The organism is Ruegeria alba, from assembly GCF_022321465.1.
Lineage (GTDB): Bacteria > Pseudomonadota > Alphaproteobacteria > Rhodobacterales > Rhodobacteraceae > Ruegeria_B > Ruegeria_B alba.
Genome location: NZ_JAKOEM010000002.1, coordinates 235,468 through 254,813, shown reverse-complemented (window position 1 = coordinate 254,813; position 19,346 = coordinate 235,468). Strand labels below are relative to the sequence as shown.

Genomic DNA, 19,346 nt, shown 5'->3' with positions numbered 1-19,346 from the left:
TCTCAGATGACCGACAAGACCTCGAACCAGATGTGGGGCGGCCGCTTTGCCGCCGGACCGGACGCGATCATGGAGGCGATCAATGCCTCGATCGGGTTCGACAAGCGACTGGCGGCCCAGGACATCGCGGGTTCGCGGGCCCATGCGGCCATGTTGGCGGCCACGGGCGTTATTACGGATAGTGATGCAGAGGCCATTCGGGAAGGGCTGCTCACCGTTTTGTCAGAGATCGAGGCGGGAGAGTTTACCTTTTCCACCGCGCTGGAGGACATTCACATGAATGTCGAGGCGCGGCTGAAGGAGATCATCGGCGAGCCGGCGGGGCGGCTGCACACGGCGCGGTCGCGCAACGACCAGGTGGCGACGGATTTCAAACTGTGGGTGCGCGACCAGTTCGACGCCGCCGAGCAGGGGCTGTTGGCGCTGATCCGGGCGCTGCTCGGTCAGGCCGAGGCGGGGGCCGATTGGGTGATGCCGGGGTTCACCCATCTCCAGACGGCGCAGCCGGTGACCTGGGGTCATCACATGATGGCCTATGTCGAGATGTTCGGCCGCGATCTGAGCCGGGTGCGCGATGCCCGCGCGCGGATGAACGAATCGCCCCTGGGCTCGGCGGCGCTGGCGGGCACCTCTTTCCCGATCGACCGGCACATGACGGCGGCGGCGCTCGGGTTCGACCGGCCCACGGCCAATTCGCTGGACGCGGTCAGCGACCGAGACTTTGCGCTGGAGTTTCTGTCAGTCGCCTCGATCTGCGCCATGCACCTGTCGCGCTTTGCCGAGGAACTGGTGATCTGGTCCAGCGCCCAGTTCCGGTTCGTGGTCCTGTCTGATCGGTTCTCGACGGGCTCGTCGATCATGCCGCAGAAGAAGAACCCCGACGCGGCCGAGCTGATCCGGGCCAAGGTGGGCCGCATCTTTGGCGCCAATACCGCGCTGATGATGGTGATGAAGGGGCTGCCGCTGGCCTATTCCAAGGACATGCAGGAGGACAAGGAACAGGTCTTTGACGCCGCCGACAACTGGATGCTGGCGCTGGCGGCGATGGAGGGGATGGTACGTGACATGACCGCGAACCGCGACAGCCTCGCCGCGGCTGCGGGCTCCGGTTTCTCGACCGCGACCGATCTGGCCGACTGGTTGGTGCGCGTGCTGGGCCTGCCGTTCCGCGATGCGCACCACGTGACCGGCGCGCTGGTGGCGCTGGCCGAAGGCAAGGGCTGCGACCTGCCGGATCTGAGCCTGGACGAGATGCAATCGGCCCATGCCGCGATCACCGAGGATGTCTATGGTGTCCTTGGGGTGGAAAATTCGGTAAACTCGCGTCAGAGCTATGGCGGCACCGCGCCCGCGCAGGTGCGCGCGCAGCTCGCCCGCTGGAAAGAGATGCTGGCATGACACCGATCCGCCTGACCCTCGCCCTTGCACTGGCCGCGCTGGTATCCGGTTGCGGTGCCGATGGCGAACCGGTGCAGCCGACGGTTGCCGCAAATGTCGGCGTCTCGGGCAGCGGTACCCATGTGAGCGGCGGTGTCGGGTTGGGCAAGGGTCCGTTCAACCTCTGGCTCGGGTTCTGAGCGGCCCGTCGTGTCCGGGGGCGCTGCCCCCGCCGCGGCAAGCCGCGACTCCCCCGGAGTATTTTCGGCAAAGTGAATGATCTTGGGGCTGCTGCTTCTTTCTGGTTCAAAAAACTCCGGAGCGCGAGGCGGAGCCTCGCAAAAATCTTCTCCGCTTTGCGTGGCGGCAATTGATCCGCCACCGGATTTCAGGCTAAGCGCGCGACATGGATCATTTTCTTTATCGTGACGGTGCGCTCTGCGCCGAGGATGTTCCCCTGGCCGAGATCGCGGCCACGGTGGGTTCGCCATTCTATGTCTATTCCACTGCGACGCTGCTGCGGCATTTCCAGCTGTTTGACGAGGCTTTGGAGGGGACCGAGCACCTGATCTGCTATGCGATGAAGGCAGCCAGCAACCAGGCCATCCTGCGCACCCTTGCGCAGGCAGGGGCGGGGATGGATGTGGTCTCGGTCGGCGAATATCTGCGTGCACGGGCGGCAGGTGTGCCAGGTGAGCGAATCGTCTTTTCCGGCGTCGGCAAGACGGCCGAGGAGATCCGGATCGCGCTCGAAGGTGGCATCCGCCAGTTCAATGTGGAATCCGAACCCGAGATGGAGGTCATCAACGCCATCGCTCTGGAACTGGGCAAGGTGGCGCCGATCACCATCCGGGTGAACCCGGATGTGGATGCCAAGACGCATGCCAAGATCGCGACCGGCAAGTCCGAGAACAAGTTCGGTATTCCGATCGCGCGCGCCAGCGCGGTCTATGCCCAGGCCGCGGCTTTGCCGGGGCTGGAGGTAGTGGGGATCGACGTTCATATCGGCTCGCAACTCACCGATCTGGCGCCGTTCGAAACCGCCTATCGCAAGGTGGCGGAACTGACCGAGCGGCTGCGCGCCGAGGGCCACGATATCCGCAGGCTCGACCTGGGCGGGGGGCTCGGCATTCCCTATACCCGCTCGAACGAGGCGCCGCCGCTGCCGATGGAATACGGCGCGTTGATCAAGCGAACGCTGGGCCATCTGGGTTGCGAGATCGAGATCGAGCCGGGACGGCTGATCGCGGGCAATGCCGGGCTGATGGTGTCGAAAGTCATCTATGTCAAATCCGGCGAGGGGCGCGATTTCCTGATCCTTGATGCGGCGATGAACGACCTGATCCGCCCGGCCATGTATGACGCCCATCACGACATCGTGCCGGTGATCGAACCCGAACCAGGGGTCGAGCCACAGCCCTATGATATCGTTGGACCTGTTTGCGAAACCGGCGATACCTTTGCCAAGGCGCGGATGATGCCGCCGCTGGCCGCCGGCGATCTGGTGGCGTTTCGCAGCGCCGGCGCCTATGGCGCGGTGATGTCAAGCGAGTACAATACGCGCCCCCTGATCCCCGAGGTTTTGGTGCATGGGGATCAATTCGCGGTTATTCGCCCACGCCCGAGCTTTGACGAAATCATAAACCGCGATACCATTCCCTCATGGCTCTGACGCGGTGACCTCATCGTGCGGGCCGACAGGAGGCCCGATGTGATCCCGAACCGCCAGCCGAACCTGCCGCTGCCTCGCTTTGCGCTGGGCCTGACCCATGCGGGCCTTTGGGCCGAACGGCTGTGGCGGGCGTTCTGGCCGTTCCTTTCGGTCCTGATGCTGACGGCATCACCTCTGCTGCTGGGTCTGCACGCGCATGTGCCGCTGGAATGGGCCTGGGGGCTCGCAGCTCTGCTGGCCCTGATGGCGGGTGCGACGCTGGTTATGGGCTTGCGGCGATTCCGCAGGCCGTCCCGGGGCGAGGCGCTGTCGCGGCTCGACGCCGCGCTGCCGGGCCGACCGATCCAGACCCTCCTCGATGAACAGGCGGTCGGCGCGCAAGATCCGTCGTCGGCCGCGCTCTGGCGGGCGCATCAGGCCCGCATGGCGGCGCGGGTCGCAAGCGCCGAACCGGTTGCGCCCGATCTGGTACTGACCAAGCGCGATCCCTATGGTCTGCGCTTCATGGCGGCGCTTTGTTTCGTCGCGGCGCTTCTCTTTGGCTCGGTCTGGCGGGTGGGGAGCGTGGCCGATCTGGCGCCGGGTGCGGCGCAGGCTGCGGCAGGGCCAAGCTGGGAAGGCTGGATCGAACCTCCACGCTATACCGGTCTGCCGACGCTCTATCTGAACGATCAGACGGGCGAGGTTCTGCAACTGCCGCAGGGCAGCCGTATCACGCTGCGGTTCTATGGCGAGCTAGGGCAGCTGCGTCTGGCCGAGGATGTCTCGGGCATACCGGTGGAGCGTCCCGAACATCCCGAACAGACAATCAAGGTCACCCGGAGCGGTCCGCTTGAGATCGAAGGGCGCGGTGGCCGTGGCTGGCAGGTGGTGATGCTGTCAGACAATGCCCCGCAAGTCGAGATTGCGGGCAGCGCCGAAACCCGGGCGGGTGGACAGATGGTCCTGCCTTTTGCCGCGATGGACGACTATGGCATCACCGTTGGACGGGCGATCATTGCACTGGACATCGAGGCCGTCGACCGCCGGCATGGGCTTCGGATCGACCCCGAACCGCGCGACCCGGTGGTCGCCGATCTGCCTCTGCCGATCACCGGGGACCGGCGCGAATTCACCGAGAACCTGATCGAGGATTTTTCACAGCATCCTTGGGCACACTTGCCGGTGACGATTACCTTGATCGCCAGCGATGCGGCGGGGCAGGAGGCCGAGACGTTGCCCTTTGGCACGATCTTGCCGGCGCGGCGGTTCTTTGACCCGTTGGCAGGGGCTGTGATCGAACAGCGCCGCGACCTTCTCTGGTCGCGCGACAACGCCCCGCGTGTGTCCCAGATATTGCGCGCGATTTCGCACCGCCCCGACGACGTGTTCCGCTCGCAAACCGCCTATCTGCGTCTGCGGGTCATTCTGCGCAGGATGGAGGCGTTGCAGCGATTTGGCCTGCAACCCGCACAGCAGGAGGAGATCGCCCAGGCGCTTTGGGATCTGGCGATCATGCTCGAGGACGGCACCCTGTCGGACGCGCTGGAGCGGATGCGTCGGGCTCAGGAGCGACTGAGCGAGGCGATGAAGAACGGCGCCTCGGACGAAGAAATCGCAGAACTGATGCAGGAGTTGCGCGAGGCGACGCAGGATTATCTGCGGCAACTGGCGCAGAACCAGCAGAACGAGCAGGATGGCGAGCGGCAGGCGCAAGAGGGCGAGCGCCTGCAAATGACGCAGGACGACCTGCAAAAGATGATGGACCGCATCCAGGAACTGATGGAACAGGGCCGCATGGCCGAGGCGCAGCAGGCGCTGGAAGAGTTCCAGCAGATGATGGAGAACATGCGTGTCACCCAGGGACAGGGCGACAATGGCCAGTCCGAAGGGCAGCGCGCGATGGAGGGGTTGGCCGAGACGCTGCGCAACCAGCAAGGACTGAGCGATCAGGCCTTTCGTGATCTTCAGGAACAGTTCAACCCGGGCGCGCAGGCGGGGGAGAGCCAGCAGAACGAAGGCCGCAATGGGGGCCAGGGCCGGGGGCAAAGCCACGAGGGCGAGGGCCAGGGCAGCCGCCAGTCGGGCACCGGACAGGATGGTGCGCAACCGGGTGAACCCGGCGAGACCGGCGAGGGTTCGTTGGCCGACCGGCAGCAGGCTTTGCGCAACGAACTGGGACGGCAGGAACAGAACCTGCCCGGTCAGGGTACCCCCGAGGGCGACGCCGCGCGCGAGGCATTGGATCGCGCCGGGCGCGCGATGGAGGGCGCTGAGGAGGCGCTGCGCGAGAACGATCTGGCCGAGGCAATCGACCGCCAGGCCGAGGCGATGGAAGCCATGCGCGAGGGCATGCGTTCGCTGGGCGAGGCGCTGGCGCAGCAAAGCCAGCCGGGACAAGGCAGCCAGGAAGGCGATCAGCGCGCCCGCAGCCAGGACCCGTTGGGGCGCACTCCCGGTTCTCAGGGGGGTGTCGACACCGACGAGTCGCTGGTACCGGGCGATGATGTTTATCGCCGGGCGCGGGATCTGCTTGACGAGATCCGACGCCGCTCTGGAGAAAGTGATCGGCCCAAGATCGAACGCGACTATCTCAAGCGCCTGCTCGACCGGTTCTGAGGAAGGTTCTCGGGTGCTTTATCGCGGCATCAGGTCGCCGGCTTGTGCCTCGAGCCAGAGCCGCGCCTGATCCACTAGCGCCACATAGGCGCTGAGCATCGGGTCCGCCTGCGGCAGGGTCCGCGCCACCAGCGGGGCGTTCGCGTAAAGCAGGAACAGCACTGCACCAAAGATCAGCATCATCAGGAAACCGCGCATGAAACCGCCGGGACGGCGCTTTCGGGCAGGACCGGCATGTACAGTCGCAGGCGCAACCGCTGACCCGTCCGAGTTGCGCAGACTTGAATTGATTTCCTCGATATCCGGCAATAGGCCCCGGCGCGAGGTACTATCGGCCTCTTGTGCCACTGGTTCCTGGCCGCGCATCCTGGCCATACGGTCCTGGGCTTCGCGCGCGCGGCGGCCGGGTTCGTCGCCGGGATAGGCATCAAGACCCAGATCGGGCTGGCTTTCCAGCGCTTCGGTTTCGCGCGCGCGCAATTCAGCCTCGCGCGCGGCCTCTTCGCGCAAGATGTCCGAGACATCGGGGCCGACGCCGCGGCCCAGCGCGGGCTCCGCCGGCTCGGGGTCGTTGTCGAAATCATCCTCATCCTCGTCCCAGTCGTCCTGATCGTCGCGCTGGTCCGGGCTTTCGTTGGTGTCTTCTTCGGGGACTGGTGTCGGATTGGACGCGAAACCGTCCCCGGCATCGCCTTGATCCGTGTCGAGTGCCTCACCAGCGGGGGGCTGAAACCAGGTATGGCCGCAGTTTGAGCATTGTACATCGCGGCCTTCGGGCGGGATAACCTCGTCTGGCACCTCGTATTGGGCGTCGCAATTCGGACATGTCAGACGCATGCTGTCTCCCGGTTTCTTCGTTCTGCCTGATCTTCGTTTTTCCGCTGATCATAGGCGCTTGCGCCAATCGCGGGAAGAGCGTTTTGCGGCAAGGACCCGCGAGTGTCGCCCAACGGACTCAGCAGCCAGGCAGGCGGGCATTGAAACCGCGTGCCCCATCGGGCAAGAAGAGCCGGAAACGTCAGGGGGCCGATGTGATCGAGCTTGAGAATGTGGGCTATAGCTATGGGGGCGGTGAATTGCTGGACGATATCTCGGTTGAGCTGTCGCCGGGGTCTTTCCATTTCCTGACCGGCCCCTCGGGTTCTGGCAAGACCACGCTGCTGAAACTCTGCTACGGGGCGCTGCTGGCGACCTCGGGCCAAGTGCGCGCCTTTGGCGAGGATATGCGGCGGCTGGATCGGGATCAGATGGCGCTGTTCCGCCGCCGCATCGGTGTGGTGCATCAAGATTGCCGATTCCTCGACCATCTGCCGCTGGCCGAGAACATCGCATTGCCGCTCACTGTTTCAGGCCATGATCTGGAGGGCGAGCAGGAGAATTTGCGTGAGTTGATGGCTTGGGTCGGGCTGTCAAAACGGGCCGAGGCCCTGCCACCGGAACTGTCGGGGGGTGAGCGCCAGCGCGCGGCACTTGCCCGTGCGGTGATCATGTCACCCGATGTGGTGGTAGCGGATGAACCCACCGGAAACGTCGACTGGGAGATGTCGCAACGGCTGTTGCAGCTGCTGGTCGAGCTGAACCGGATGGGCAAGACAGTGCTGATCGCCACCCATGACCTAAGCCTGATCCGCGCCGCTAAAAGCCAGGTTCAGGCGCGTGTGCTGCGAATCTCGAATAAGCGGCTGCAACTGGCGGGGGCGGATCTGTGAGCAAGGGAACGATCCGTGCATTGCTGATGGCCGACAAACAGGCCGACCGGGTGGTGCCGCCCTCGGGCTTTACCGCGCAGCTGACATTGTTCGTCTCCGGCGCCATGGCCTTTCTGGCGGTGTTTGCGCTGGCGTTGTCGCTGGCTTCGGGGCGGCTGGCGGATCGCTGGGCCTCGGAACTGGCCCAGGCGGCAACGCTGCGGATCAACGCGCCCGCCGATCAGGTCGCCGCACAGACGCAGGCGGCGCTCTCGATCCTGAAACAGACACCTGGTGTGGCCGAGGCCCGCGCGCTGAGCCGCGAGGAACAGGCGGCGCTGCTGGCGCCCTGGCTTGGGCCTGATGTACCGTTGGACACCCTGCCGGTGCCGCAACTGATCGAGATCGTTGGCGGCGAACCCGCCTATGACGCACAGGGGTTGCGACTGCGACTGGTGGCCGAGGTTCCGGGCGCTGTATTGGATGATCACCGGCGCTGGCGCGAGCCGCTGGTGGATGCCGCCAATTCGCTGCGCCGTCTGGCGCTGGTGTCGATCCTGCTGATCGGTGGCGCCACGGCGGCGATGATCACGCTGGCGGCCAATGCCGCGCTGGCGGCCAATGCGCAGGTTATCGAGGTTTTGCGGCTTGTTGGCGCGCGCGACCGCTATATCGCGGGCGCCTTCGTGCGCCGGTTCACCCTGCGGGCGTTGATCGGGTCCGCCGTGGGGGTGGTGCTGGGCATGGGCGGAGTGTTGTTGCTGCCCGAAGCCTCGGACGAGGGTGGCTTTCTGACCGGGCTCGGTTTTCGTGGTGCCGGTTGGCTGCTGCCTTTGTTGATCCCGGTTCTGGGCGCTGTGGTTGCGTTTGCCGCAACCTGGAACGCGGCCCGACGCAGGTTGAAGGAGCTTGCATGATGATCCAGTGGGTGCGTTCCATCGTCTTTACCATCGTCATTTACATCTGGATGGCCATCCTGGGGCTGCTCTTCACCCCTTATGCGCTGGTCTCGAAGAAGGGCGCGCTCAGGGCCTGCAAGCTATATGCCCGCAGCACGATCTGGATGGCGCGCTGGATGGTCGGCATTCAGGGCGAGATACGCGGGCCGGTTCCGACGGGTGAGGTGCTGATCGCCGCCAAGCATCAGTCTTTCTTTGACATCCTGCTGATCTTTCACGCCGTGCCGCATGGCAAGTTCATCATGAAACGCGAGCTTTTGTGGACGCCCGTGATCGGGGTCTATGCCAAGCGGCTGGGCTGTATTCCGGTGAACAGGGGCAAGCGCGGTGCAGCGGTGGCCAAGATGGTCAAGGACGTGGCCAAGGAATTCGCCGAACCCGGTCAGCTGGTAATCTATCCGCAGGGGACCCGGGTCGCGCCGGGCGTATCCAAACCCTACAAGGTAGGCAGTGCCGTCCTTTACGAGGGGTTGCAATACAGCTGCATCCCGGTGGCGACCAATGTGGGGTTGTTCTGGCCGCGTGACGGGCTTCTGCGCAAGCCGGGGCGCGCGATCGTGGAGTTCCTCGAGCCGATTCCGCCGGGGGTGCCGCGCGACGCCTTCATGCGACGGCTGGAGACCGAGATCGAGGGCGCCTCGGACCGGTTGATGCGTGAAGCAGGATATGAGAACGCTCAGAGTTGAGGCATGACAGGGGGCGCTGCCCCCGTCGCCTGACGGCGACTCCCCCGGAGTATTTCGAGCGAAATGAAGCCTTGAGGGCGCGTATGACGGGGCGGCGGTGCTGCCGCCCCGAAGCGTTTTAGGGTTACGAGTGGATTGGGCCGTCGCCGCAGGCCAGCGCAGCCTCGCGCACCGCCTCGGAATAGGTCGGGTGCGCGTGGCATGTCAGCGCCAGATCCTCGGCCGAGGCGCCGAATTCCATCGCGACGCAGACCTCGTGGATCAGCTCGCCCGCCGCCGGGCCGATGATGTGGGCGCCAAGGATGCGGTCGGTCTCCTTGTCGGCGAGGATCTTGACGAAACCGTCGCCCGCGAAGTTGGCCTTGGCGCGGCCATTGCCCATGAACATGAACTTGCCGACCTTGTAGGCGCGGCCCGCCTCCTTGAGGCTTTGTTCGGTTTCGCCCACATTGGCGACCTCGGGCGTGGTGTAGATCACGCCGGGGATGACGCCGTAGTTGACATGGCCATGCTTGCCAGCGACCTGCTCGGCGGCGGCCATGCCTTCGTCCTCGGCCTTGTGAGCGAGCATCGGGCCTTCGATCACGTCACCGATGGCGTAGATGCCGGGCACGTTGGTCTGCCAGTCCTTGCCGACCTTGATCTGGCCGCGCTGGGTCATCTCGATCCCCAGCTTGTCGAGGCCCAGACCGGCGGTATAGGGTTTGCGCCCAGTGGCGACTAGCACGGTATCGGCCTCGATCTCGTGCTCGGTGTCCTTTTTCATCAGCTTGTAGGTGACCTTGGCCTTGCCCCTGGCCACTTCGGTCTTTTGCACTGCGGCGCCCATGACGAAGTTCAGGCCCTGCTTTTTCAGGATGCGCTGGAAGGTCTTTTGCACCTCGCCATCCATGCCGGGGGTGATCACGTCGAGGAATTCGACCACGGTCACCTCGGCACCCAGGCGCGCATAGACCGAGCCCAGTTCCAGCCCGATGACACCGGCGCCGATCACCACCATGGATTTCGGGATCTTGCCCAGTTCCAGCGCGCCGGTGGAGGTCACGACGGTTTTCTCGTCCACCTCGACACCGGGCAGCGAGGCGGGCTCGGACCCCGAGGCGATGATGATGTTCTTGGCCTCGTGGGTGTCGTCGCCCACCTGCACCTTGCCCGCGGCAGGGATGGTGGCCCAGCCCTTGATCCAGTCGATCTTGTTCTTCTTGAACAGGAATTCGATGCCCTTGGTGTTGCCCTCGATCACCTCGTCCTTGTAGGCGAGCATCTGTTTCCAGTCGACCGAGGGCGCCTTGCCCTTGAGCCCCATCTTGGCAAAGTTGTGCTGCGCCTCGTGCAGGCTGTGCGAGGCATGCAGCAGCGCCTTGGAGGGGATGCAGCCCACGTTCAGGCAGGTGCCGCCCAGGGTTTCGCGGCCTTCGACCACGGCGGTCTTCAGTCCCAGCTGGGCGCAGCGGATGGCGCAGACATAGCCGCCGGGACCGGCGCCGATTACGATGACGTCATAGTTAGCCATTTTAACTCTCCTTCGTGTGCGCCGGGTGGGGTAGTGCGGCCCGGTGCCTGAAATGTCGTGCCGGTGCCGGATCAGACCGGCGTCAGCAGCTTCACCGTGATATGGGCAATGCCGCCGCGTTCGTGGTGCATGGCCAGTTCTTCGCTGTCGAAGAAGGCCTTGGCCGAGGCGAGGTCGGTGATCTCGAACAAAGCCACCGCATGATCGGCGCGATCAGGGTCGCGCCAGATATGCAAATCGCGGATGCCCGCGGCCTTGCGCATCGCGCGATCCTCGCGGAACACCTTGAGCCAGGCGTCGAAATCGGCCACATCGGCCTGCCAGAGGGCGTGGGTTGCCATGGGTCAGTGTCCTTTTAATCCGGCATGTAAGGCAGCGGGTCGCCGATGCGTGACCCGGAGCGCGGCGAATCTGGATAGCATTCCGTCAATCATCTGATCCGTCTTACTCGGCTTTCTTGTCTGTCCGGCCTGAGATGGTTTCGGCCTCGCACCGGACATGGTGCGAGACCGGTTGTCTTGGATCACAGATCCATCAGCAGGCGGCGGGGATCTTCGAGCGCCTCTTTCACGCGCACCAGGAAGGTCACGGCGCCCTTGCCGTCGACGATGCGGTGATCGTAGCTGAGCGCCAGGTACATCATCGGGCGGATCTTGATCTCGCCGTTGATGACCATGGGGCGGTCCTGGATCTTGTGCATGCCGAGGATGCCCGACTGCGGGGGGTTCAGGATCGGCGAGGACATCAGCGAGCCGTAGACGCCACCGTTCGAGATGGTGAAGGTGCCGCCCTGCATCTCGGCCATGGACAGTTTGCCGTCGCGGGCGCGCTTGCCCTTTTCGGCGATGGCCTTTTCGATTTCGGCAAAGGACATCTGGTCGGCGTCGCGGATGACCGGCACCACCAGGCCCTGCGGCGTACCGGCGGCGACGCCCATATGCACGTAGTTCTTGTAGACGATGTCCTGGCCGTCGATCTCGGCGTTGACCTCGGGCACCTCTTTCAGCGCGTGGCAGCAGGCCTTGGTGAAGAACGACATGAAGCCCATGCGCACGCCGTGCTTCTTCTCGAACGCGTCCTTGTATTGGTTGCGGATCGCCATAACCTCGGTCATGTCCACCTCGTTATAGGTGGTCAGGATCGCGGCGGTGTTCTGGGCGTCCTTCAGGCGCTTGGCGATGGTCTGGCGCAGGCGCGTCATGCGAACGCGCTCCTCGCGCGCGGCATCCTCTGCCAGGGCAGGCGCGCGGGGGGCCGCGGCGGGGGCCGAAGCCGCGGCAGGTGCGGCGGCCGGTGCGGCGGCTGCGGCGGCAACGGCTGCGGCGACATCCTCTTTCATGATGCGGCCATCGCGTCCGGTTCCGGTGACCTGTGCCGGGTTGATCCCGGCCTCGGCCATCGCCTTTTCGGCCGAGGGCGCGTTGGCAATGTCCTTGCCGGTGGAAGCTGCGGCAGCGACAGTGGTGGACGGGGCGGCGGGTGCGGGAGAGACGCCCGAGGCGCTGCCCGAGATCACCGCGAGTTTGGCCGATGCGTTCACCGTCGCGCCTTCGGCCGCGATGATTTCGGCCAGCACGCCGGATGCAGGCGCGGGCACCTCGACCGAGACCTTGTCGGTTTCCAGCTCGCACAGCATCTCGTCTTGCGCGACGGTGTCGCCCACCTTCTTGAACCAGGTCGAGACAGTGGCTTCGGTCACCGATTCACCCAAGGTGGGCACCATCACGTCAACCGAACCGCCCGCCTCGGCGGCAGGCTCTGCCGCCGCTTTCGCGGGTTTTTCGCCTGCGGCAGGGGCCGCACCTTCGCCGGCGGCAATGGTTGCCAGCAGCGCGTTCACGCCAACGGTTTCGCCTTCCTTGGCCACAATTTCACCCATCACGCCTGCGGCGGGGGCGGGGACCTCGACGGTTACCTTGTCGGTTTCCAGCTCACAGAGCATCTCGTCCACTGCGACGGCGTCGCCGGGTTTCTTGAACCAGGTGGCCACTGTGGCCTCGGTCACGGATTCGCCAAGCGTGGGGACACGAACTTCGATCGTCATCGCTTATTTTCCTTCGATGCTCAGCGCTTCGTTCACGAGCGCCTCTTGTTGGGCTTTGTGTTGACTGGCCAGACCGGTCGCGGGAGAGGCCGAGGTGGCGCGGCCCACATAGGTCGGGCGGGTGTGTTTGGCGCCGATGCGGGTCAGCACCCATTCGATATTGGGCTCGATGAAGCTCCACGCGCCCTGGTTCTTGGGTTCTTCCTGGCACCAGACCATCTCGGCCCCCTTGAACCGCTCCAACTCGTTGATGAGCGAATGGGCGGGGAAGGGGTAATACTGCTCGATCCTGAGCAGATAGACATCGTCGATGCCGCGCGCGTCGCGTTCCTCGAGCAGGTCGAAATAGACCTTGCCCGAGCACAGCACGACCCGCTTGATCTTGTCGTCGGCGACCAGCTTGGTCTCCGAGTTGCCATATTGCGCATCATCCCACAGAACCCGGTGGAAGGACGAGCCGGTGGTGAATTCCTCGGCCTTCGACACTGCCAGTTTGTGGCGCAGCAGCGATTTCGGAGTGACCAGGATCAGCGGCTTGCGGAAGGTGCGGTGCAGTTGACGGCGCAGGATGTGGAAATAGTTGGCCGGCGTGGTGCAGTTGGCCACGATCCAGTTGTCCTGACCGCACATTTGCAGGAACCGTTCCAGACGGGCAGAGCTGTGTTCGGGACCCTGGCCCTCGAACCCGTGCGGCAGCAGGCAGACAAGGCCCGACATCCGCAGCCATTTGCTTTCGCCCGAGCTGATGAACTGGTCGAACATGATCTGGGCACCGTTTGCGAAGTCGCCAAATTGCGCCTCCCAAAGGGTCAGCGCGTTTGGTTCGGCCAGAGAATAGCCGTATTCAAAGCCCAGCACCGCGTATTCGCTAAGCATCGAGTCGATAACTTCGTACTGCGCTTGACCGTTGCGGATGTTGTTGAGCGGATAGTATCGCTCTTCGCTGTCCTGGCTGACCAGGCCGGAATGGCGCTGGCTGAAGGTGCCGCGGGTGGCGTCCTGACCGGCCAACCGGACCGGATAGCCCTCGGTCAATAGCGAGCCATAGGCCAGCGCCTCGCCGGTGGCCCAGTCGATGCCCGTACCGGTATCGAACATCGCCTTCTTGGTTTCAAGCAGGCGTTCGACCGTGCGGTGCAGCGCGAACCCCTCGGGCGCGCGGGTCAGGGCGTTGCCGACCTCGGCCAGCGTTTCGGGCGTGATCGCGGTCTCTCCGCGCACATATTCCTCTTTGTTCTTGTCCAGATGCGACCAGCGGCCATCCAGCCAGTCGGCCTTGTTGGGCTTGTAATCCTTGCCGGCCTCGAACTCTTCGTTCAGATGCGCCTGGAAGGCGGCCTTCATGTCCTCGATCTCGCCTTCGGGGATCAACCCGTCCTTGACCAGACGCTCGGTATAGAGGCTGAGCGTGGTCTTGTGGGTCTTGATCCGCTTGTACATGATCGGGTTGGTGAACATGGGCTCGTCGCCCTCGTTATGGCCAAACCGGCGATAGCAGAAGATGTCGATCACCACATCCTTGCGGAACTTTTGCCGGAACTCGGTGGCCACCTTGGCGGCGTGAACCACCGCCTCTGGGTCGTCGCCGTTGACATGGAAGATCGGCGCCTCGACCATCAGGGCGATATCGGTCGGATAGGGGCTGGAGCGGCTGAAATGCGGCGCGGTGGTAAAGCCGATCTGGTTGTTGACCACGATATGCATGGTGCCGCCGGTGCGATGGCCGCGGATGCCCGAAAGCTGGAAGCATTCGGCCACCACGCCCTGACCGGCAAAGGCAGCGTCGCCATGCAGCAGCACCGGCATGACCGAAGTGCGGTCCTTGTCGCCGAACTGGTCCTGCTTGGCGCGAGCCTTGCCCAGAACCACGGGGTTCACGGCCTCGAGGTGCGAGGGGTTGGCGGTGAGGCTGAGATGCACCCGGTTGCCGTCGAACTCGCGGTCCGAGGAGGCGCCGAGGTGGTATTTCACGTCGCCCGAGCCATCGACATCCTCGGGCTTGAAGCTGCCGCCCTGGAATTCGTTGAAGATGGCGCGATAGGGCTTGCCCATCACGTTGGCGAGGATGTTCAGGCGGCCGCGGTGCGGCATGCCGATGACGATCTCGCGGACCCCCAGCGCGCCACCACGCTTGATGATCTGTTCCATCGCGGGGATCAGCGCCTCGCCGCCATCAAGGCCAAAGCGCTTGGTTCCCATGTATTTGACATGCAGGAACTTTTCGAAACCCTCGGCCTCGACCATCTTGTTCAGGATGGCCTTGCGCCCTTCGCGGGTGAACGAGATCTCCTTGCCATAGCCTTCGATCCGTTCTTTCAGCCAAGCGGCCTCTTCAGGGTTCGAGATGTGCATGTATTGCAGCGCAAAGGTGCCGCAATAGGTGCGTTTGACGATGTCGATGATCTGCCGCATCGAGGCATGGGTCAGCCCCAGCACGTTGTCGATGAAGATCGGCCGGTCCATGTCGGAATCGGCAAAACCATAGGTCTTGGGATCCAGCTCGGGATGCGGGGTGCCCGCGCGCATGCCAAGCGGGTCCAGATCGGCCACCAGATGGCCCCGGATACGATAGGCGCGGATGATCATCAGGGCGCGGATCGAATCCAGCACCGCACGCTTGATCTGGTCATCACTGACCGGAACGCCGGCCTTGGCGGCCTGTTCCTTGATCTTGCCACCAGCGGCCTTGGCGTCGATCTCGGCCCATTGTCCGGTCAGCGCGCCGGTCAGGTCGTCGGCGGGCATCGGCGGCCAGTCGGCGCGCGCCCAGCTGGGGCCGTCGGCCTCTTTCTTTACATCGGTATCCGCATCGCCCATGGCGCGGAAAAATTCGGCCCAGGCGGCATCGACCGACGCGGGATCGCTGGCGTATCGGGCATAGAGCTGTTCGAGGTATTCCGCATTGTGCCCCTGCATGAAGCTCGAGGCATGAAACTGGGAGTTGGGCGATTGTTCGGTCATTGGGTCACCTGACTTTCCTAGCTCTGGATTTCGCGCGTTGCGATGGCCAGAACGGGTTCTTTGAGCGATCTGAAACTGTGGCCTGCATTCGGTATTGTGGTGAATGTGGCGTTCAGGCCCCGTGCCTGGGCCTTGGCCACATAGTCCCGGGCAAGGCCGGGCTGCGTATTGGAATCGTTCTGGCCGGTCACCGCGATGATCCGGGTTTGCCGTGGTATCTGGTCAAGATAGCGGATCGGCGACTGGCTTTTGGGCCAGGGCGTGCCGCGCGCAGCCCGCCAGCGCGGAATGTCGAACGGGCCGGACACCATGATTGCCGTGTCGATCAGGCCGGGTACCGTTCCCAGCAGGGTGGCGGTCTGTGCCGCTCCGCCGGAATGGGCCACCACCACCAGCTTTTGATGCGGATATGCCTGGCCAGCCGCCGAGATACCCTGTGCCAGCAGATTGTTGTTCTGCTTGGTGTAATGGTCACGACTGCCGTTATTCGATCCCTTGCTGCGGCGCCCGGCGACGGAATAGCCGGGCCGCGCCATCTGGATGACGGTTGCCTGCGGGTTTCGCGCGGCCAGTTCCGTGGCAAAGGACGTGATGTAGTCCGGCCCGGAATCTCCATGCAGGACGATAACCAGCACCTTTGGTCCCACACCATGAACCTGGCCTGAAACCGGACCGAACATCTCGGCCAGCAACGGCGTGCCAAGACACAGGAACAGCGCGGCAAGGCCAGCCGCGAGGCGCTGGTGAAAGCGGGCCGGATGCGAGACGTGGGCACTCATGGCGACACCGCCTGGTTGGGATGGGGACCGTATTGATTGGTGCCCGGCTGGCTGGGCCGGGTCAGCCACCACAGAACCAGAAGCGGCGAGACGATCAGGACGGCAACAGTCGGGATCAGCAACAGCAGCGTGGCGCGGGTGAAGAGAAGGTCGAGCGAGCCGCCAGCGGCAAAGCTGGAGGCGATGCCGATGCCGAAGACCAGGATCAATCCGGCGCCGATCATCAGCAAGATGGGAAACAGCGCAAAAAGCCCGTTGCGGCCGGTGTCGTGCATCCGGCGAAAGGCCACCGCCAGATGCGGCAGGAACACGGCGAGTGAGAACAGCGCGGCGAGGGGGCCGGTATTCTCGATACTGGCGCTGGCGCCGGTGTCCGAGGTTTCGACCGTGGTGGTCACGGAATCGAACAGCGCCGCGTCGAGCAGGGTTGCCACCACGTTGCCCAGCACCATGAACAGGAAAAAATACCAGTACTCCGGGCGAGAGGCCCGCCCGGAGAAGGTGAAGTATTTCGAGAAACACGTTCCTATGGCCTTGCCGAACGTCATGTGTCCTCCCGATTTGCGCGCCGCCCCGCATTGACGCGGGGCAGGCCGGTTACTTGCCGATGGCCGCCAGAACGGCCTCGCCCAGGGTTGCCGGGCTGTCGGCTACGACGATCCCGGCCGAGCGCATGGCTTCGATCTTGTCCTCGGCGCCGCCCTTGCCGCCGGCGACGATGGCGCCCGCGTGGCCCATGCGGCGGCCCGGAGGCGCGGTGCGGCCCGCGATGAAACCGGCGACCGGCTTCTTGCGGCCCTTCTTGGCCTCGTCTTTCAGGAACTGGGCGGCCTCTTCCTCGGCGCTGCCGCCGATCTCGCCGATCATGATGATGCTTTCGGTTTCATCGTCGGCCAGGAACCATTCCAGCACGTCGATATGTTCGGTCCCCTTGATCGGGTCGCCGCCGATGCCCACGGCGGTGGACTGGCCCAGACCGATATCCGAGGTCTGTTTCACCGCCTCATAGGTCAGGGTGCCCGAACGGGACACCACGCCGACGCTGCCGCGCTTGTGGATATGGCCGGGCATGATGCCGATCTTGCAGGCATCGGGCGTGATGACACCGGGGCAGTTGGGGCCGATGAGGCGCGAGGACGAGCCTTCGAGGGCGCGCTTGACCTTCATCATGTCGAGTACCGGGATGCCTTCGGTGATGCAGACGATCACCTCCATCTGGGCGTCGATTGCCTCGAGGATCGAGTCGGCGGCAAAGGGGGGCGGCACATAGATCACGGTTGCATTGGCCTCGGTCACGGCCTTGGCCTCGTGCACCGAGTTGAAGACGGGCAGGTTCAGGTGGGTCTGGCCACCCTTGCCGGGGGTGACCCCGCCGACCATCTTGGTGCCATACGCGATGGCCTGTTCCGAATGAAAGGTGCCCTGCGAGCCGGTGAAGCCCTGGCAGATGACCTTGGTATTTTCGTCGATGAGGACTGCCATCTTGGCGTTCTCCTTTGAAATCTGTCGTAGGGTGGGCAGACTTGCCCACCATTCATTGAGGGATGGTGGGCGGGCCGCCCACCCTACGTTCAGCCCTTGACCGCTTTCACGATCTTCTCGGCACCATCCGACAGGTTGTCGGCGGCGATGACGTTCAGGCCGGAGGTGTTGATGATCTCCTTGCCTTTCTCGACATTGGTGCCTTCGAGACGGACGACCAGCGGAACCTGAAGGCCCACTTCCTTGACCGCGGCGACCACGCCCTCGGCGATCACGTCACAGCGCATGATACCGCCGAAGATGTTCACGAGGATGCCTTTGACGTTGGGGTCCGAAGTGATGATCTTGAACGCTTCGGTCACCTTCTCCTTGGTGGCGCCGCCGCCGACGTCGAGGAAGTTGGCGGGCTCGGCACCGTAGAGCTTGATGATGTCCATGGTTGCCATCGCCAGACCGGCGCCGTTGACCATGCAACCGATCTCGCCATCCAGTGCGATGTAGTTCAGGTCGTACTTGGAGGCTTCCAGTTCCTTGGGATCCTCCTCGGTGGTGTCGCGCAGTTCGGCGATGTCCGAGTGGCGGTAGATCGCGTTGCCGTCAAAGCCGACTTTGGCGTCCAGCACCTTGAGGCTGCCACCCTCGGCCACGATCAGCGGGTTGATTTCCAGCATCTCCATGTCCTTCTCGACGAAGGCCTTGTAGAGGAGACCCATCAGCGAGACGCATTGTTTCACCTGCGGGCCGGAAAGGCCGAGCGAAAACGCGATGCGGCGGCCATGATAGGGCTGGTAGCCGGTCACCGGGTCGACGCTGAAGGACAGGATCTTCTCGGGCGTGCTGGCGGCGACCTCTTCGATGTCCATGCCGCCCTCGGTGGAGCAGACAAACGAGATGCGGCTGGTCTGACGGTCGACCAGAAGGGCCAGGTACAGTTCCCGTTCGATGCCCGATCCGGCCTCGATATAGATGCGGTTGACCTGCTTGCCTGCCGGGCCGGTCTGGTGGGTGACCAGGGTGCGGCCCAGCATCTTCTTGGCTTCCTCGGCGGCCTCTTCGACCGATTTGGTCAGACGGACACCGCCCTTTTCACCGGCATCGGCCTCTTTGAACTTGCCCTTGCCACGGCCGCCCGCGTGAATCTGCGCCTTGACGACCCATAGCGGGCCATCGAGTTCGCCTGCGGCGGTCTTGGCGTCTTCTGCACGCAGCACCACGCGGCCGTCCGAAACCGGCGCGCCATAGCTGCGCAGAAGGGCCTTTGCCTGATATTCATGGATGTTCATTGCATCTGTCCCGTCTGACTGCGATTGACCCGATATAGGGTGGTCTAGCGGCCATTTTTAAAGGGTTATTTGACGCGGACGGGAAATATCGTGAAGATTTTGCACGTTTGTGATCACACGGTTTCTGGCTGTGATCACATATGCGAAACCTTGCGAACGTTTGTGATTCGCTGTTTGCGACTGCAGGGAAAAACGGCTTTGTAGCGGGGTTTTGCGGCTTTTGCGCTAACGGCTCGGCGGGCTGGTGGTTGATCTGGACCAGGGTGGCCGATAGCGTGGGTCCCGCGCCGTCAGAGAGCGTAGC

The 19,346-nt window shown here is 64.0% G+C and carries 16 protein-coding genes; 7 read left to right on the top strand and 9 right to left on the bottom strand.

From position 1 onward, the window contains the following. The first annotated feature begins 6 nt into the window (after positions 1 to 6). The 4 genes from argH to MB818_RS04930 all read left to right on the top strand — a co-directional run bounded on the left by argH (position 7) and on the right by MB818_RS04930 (position 5,647). Positions 7 to 1,398 (top strand): argininosuccinate lyase, encoded by a 1,392-nt coding sequence (gene argH / locus MB818_RS04945; RefSeq protein ID WP_234216102.1) that lies wholly within the window; start codon positions 7 to 9, stop codon positions 1,396 to 1,398. Continuing rightward, entirely contained in the window at positions 1,395 to 1,577 is a 183-nt protein-coding gene (locus MB818_RS04940) for a hypothetical protein (protein WP_234137229.1), read from the top strand. Before argH ends, MB818_RS04940 begins: the two co-directional genes overlap by 4 nt. Before the next feature lie 206 nt (positions 1,578 to 1,783). Beyond that, the gene (gene lysA / locus MB818_RS04935) at positions 1,784 to 3,049 is read left to right on the top strand and encodes a diaminopimelate decarboxylase (RefSeq protein ID WP_234137230.1); all 1,266 of its coding nucleotides are present in this window, start codon (positions 1,784 to 1,786) and stop codon (positions 3,047 to 3,049) included. A gap of 39 nt (positions 3,050 to 3,088) precedes the next feature. Further along, entirely contained in the window at positions 3,089 to 5,647 is a 2,559-nt protein-coding gene (locus MB818_RS04930) for a TIGR02302 family protein (protein WP_238904175.1), read from the top strand. 18 nt (positions 5,648 to 5,665) lie between these two features. Here the strand turns inward: MB818_RS04930 and MB818_RS04925 are convergent, their stop codons facing one another. Further along, positions 5,666 to 6,484: a zinc-ribbon domain-containing protein gene (locus MB818_RS04925; protein WP_234137232.1), complete on the bottom strand. Its 819-nt coding sequence runs from the start codon at positions 6,482 to 6,484 to the stop codon at positions 5,666 to 5,668. Between the two features lie 194 nt (positions 6,485 to 6,678). Here MB818_RS04925 and MB818_RS04920 point away from each other — a divergent pair, with 194 nt between their 5' ends. From MB818_RS04920 to MB818_RS04910, 3 genes are read left to right on the top strand one after another with little or no spacing between them, the layout of a single operon-like run. Further along, positions 6,679 to 7,356 (top strand): cell division ATP-binding protein FtsE, encoded by a 678-nt coding sequence (locus MB818_RS04920; protein ID WP_234137541.1) that lies wholly within the window; start codon positions 6,679 to 6,681, stop codon positions 7,354 to 7,356. Beyond that, positions 7,353 to 8,252, top strand: a complete 900-nt coding sequence (locus tag MB818_RS04915; RefSeq protein WP_234137233.1) for a cell division protein FtsX — start codon at positions 7,353 to 7,355, stop codon at positions 8,250 to 8,252. The genes MB818_RS04920 and MB818_RS04915 overlap by 4 nt, the downstream gene beginning before the upstream one ends. Further along, positions 8,249 to 8,980, top strand: a complete 732-nt coding sequence (locus MB818_RS04910) for a lysophospholipid acyltransferase family protein (RefSeq protein WP_234162793.1) — start codon at positions 8,249 to 8,251, stop codon at positions 8,978 to 8,980. The genes MB818_RS04915 and MB818_RS04910 overlap by 4 nt, the downstream gene beginning before the upstream one ends. Positions 8,981 to 9,104: 124 nt before the next feature. Here MB818_RS04910 and lpdA read toward each other — a convergent pair whose 3' ends face one another. From lpdA to sucC, 8 genes are all read right to left on the bottom strand, one after another. Beyond that, positions 9,105 to 10,493: a dihydrolipoyl dehydrogenase gene (gene lpdA / locus MB818_RS04905; RefSeq protein WP_234162792.1), complete on the bottom strand. Its 1,389-nt coding sequence runs from the start codon at positions 10,491 to 10,493 to the stop codon at positions 9,105 to 9,107. Between the two features lie 71 nt (positions 10,494 to 10,564). Next, on the bottom strand, positions 10,565 to 10,834 hold the full coding sequence (locus MB818_RS04900) for a hypothetical protein (RefSeq protein WP_234137236.1): 270 nt from the start codon (positions 10,832 to 10,834) through the stop codon (positions 10,565 to 10,567). 182 nt (positions 10,835 to 11,016) lie between these two features. Next, positions 11,017 to 12,537, bottom strand: a complete 1,521-nt coding sequence (odhB, locus tag MB818_RS04895) for a 2-oxoglutarate dehydrogenase complex dihydrolipoyllysine-residue succinyltransferase (RefSeq protein WP_238904173.1) — start codon at positions 12,535 to 12,537, stop codon at positions 11,017 to 11,019. A 3-nt stretch (positions 12,538 to 12,540) separates the two neighbouring features. Next, complete coding sequence (locus MB818_RS04890) at positions 12,541 to 15,498, bottom strand: 2-oxoglutarate dehydrogenase E1 component (RefSeq protein WP_238904171.1); 2,958 nt, start codon at positions 15,496 to 15,498, stop codon at positions 12,541 to 12,543. Between the two features lie 17 nt (positions 15,499 to 15,515). Next, on the bottom strand, positions 15,516 to 16,277 hold the full coding sequence (locus MB818_RS04885; RefSeq protein WP_238904169.1) for an alpha/beta hydrolase family protein: 762 nt from the start codon (positions 16,275 to 16,277) through the stop codon (positions 15,516 to 15,518). Further along, positions 16,274 to 16,825, bottom strand: a complete 552-nt coding sequence (locus MB818_RS04880; protein WP_234137240.1) for a DUF805 domain-containing protein — start codon at positions 16,823 to 16,825, stop codon at positions 16,274 to 16,276. Before MB818_RS04880 ends, MB818_RS04885 begins: the two co-directional genes overlap by 4 nt. 49 nt (positions 16,826 to 16,874) lie before the next feature. Continuing rightward, on the bottom strand, positions 16,875 to 17,759 hold the full coding sequence (gene sucD / locus MB818_RS04875; protein WP_234216097.1) for a succinate--CoA ligase subunit alpha: 885 nt from the start codon (positions 17,757 to 17,759) through the stop codon (positions 16,875 to 16,877). An 89-nt stretch (positions 17,760 to 17,848) separates the two neighbouring features. Continuing rightward, positions 17,849 to 19,042 carry an ADP-forming succinate--CoA ligase subunit beta gene (gene sucC / locus MB818_RS04870; RefSeq protein WP_234137243.1) on the bottom strand — a complete coding sequence of 398 codons (1,194 nt, stop codon included), beginning with the start codon at positions 19,040 to 19,042 and terminating at the stop codon, positions 17,849 to 17,851. Positions 19,043 to 19,346: the final 304 nt, after the last annotated feature.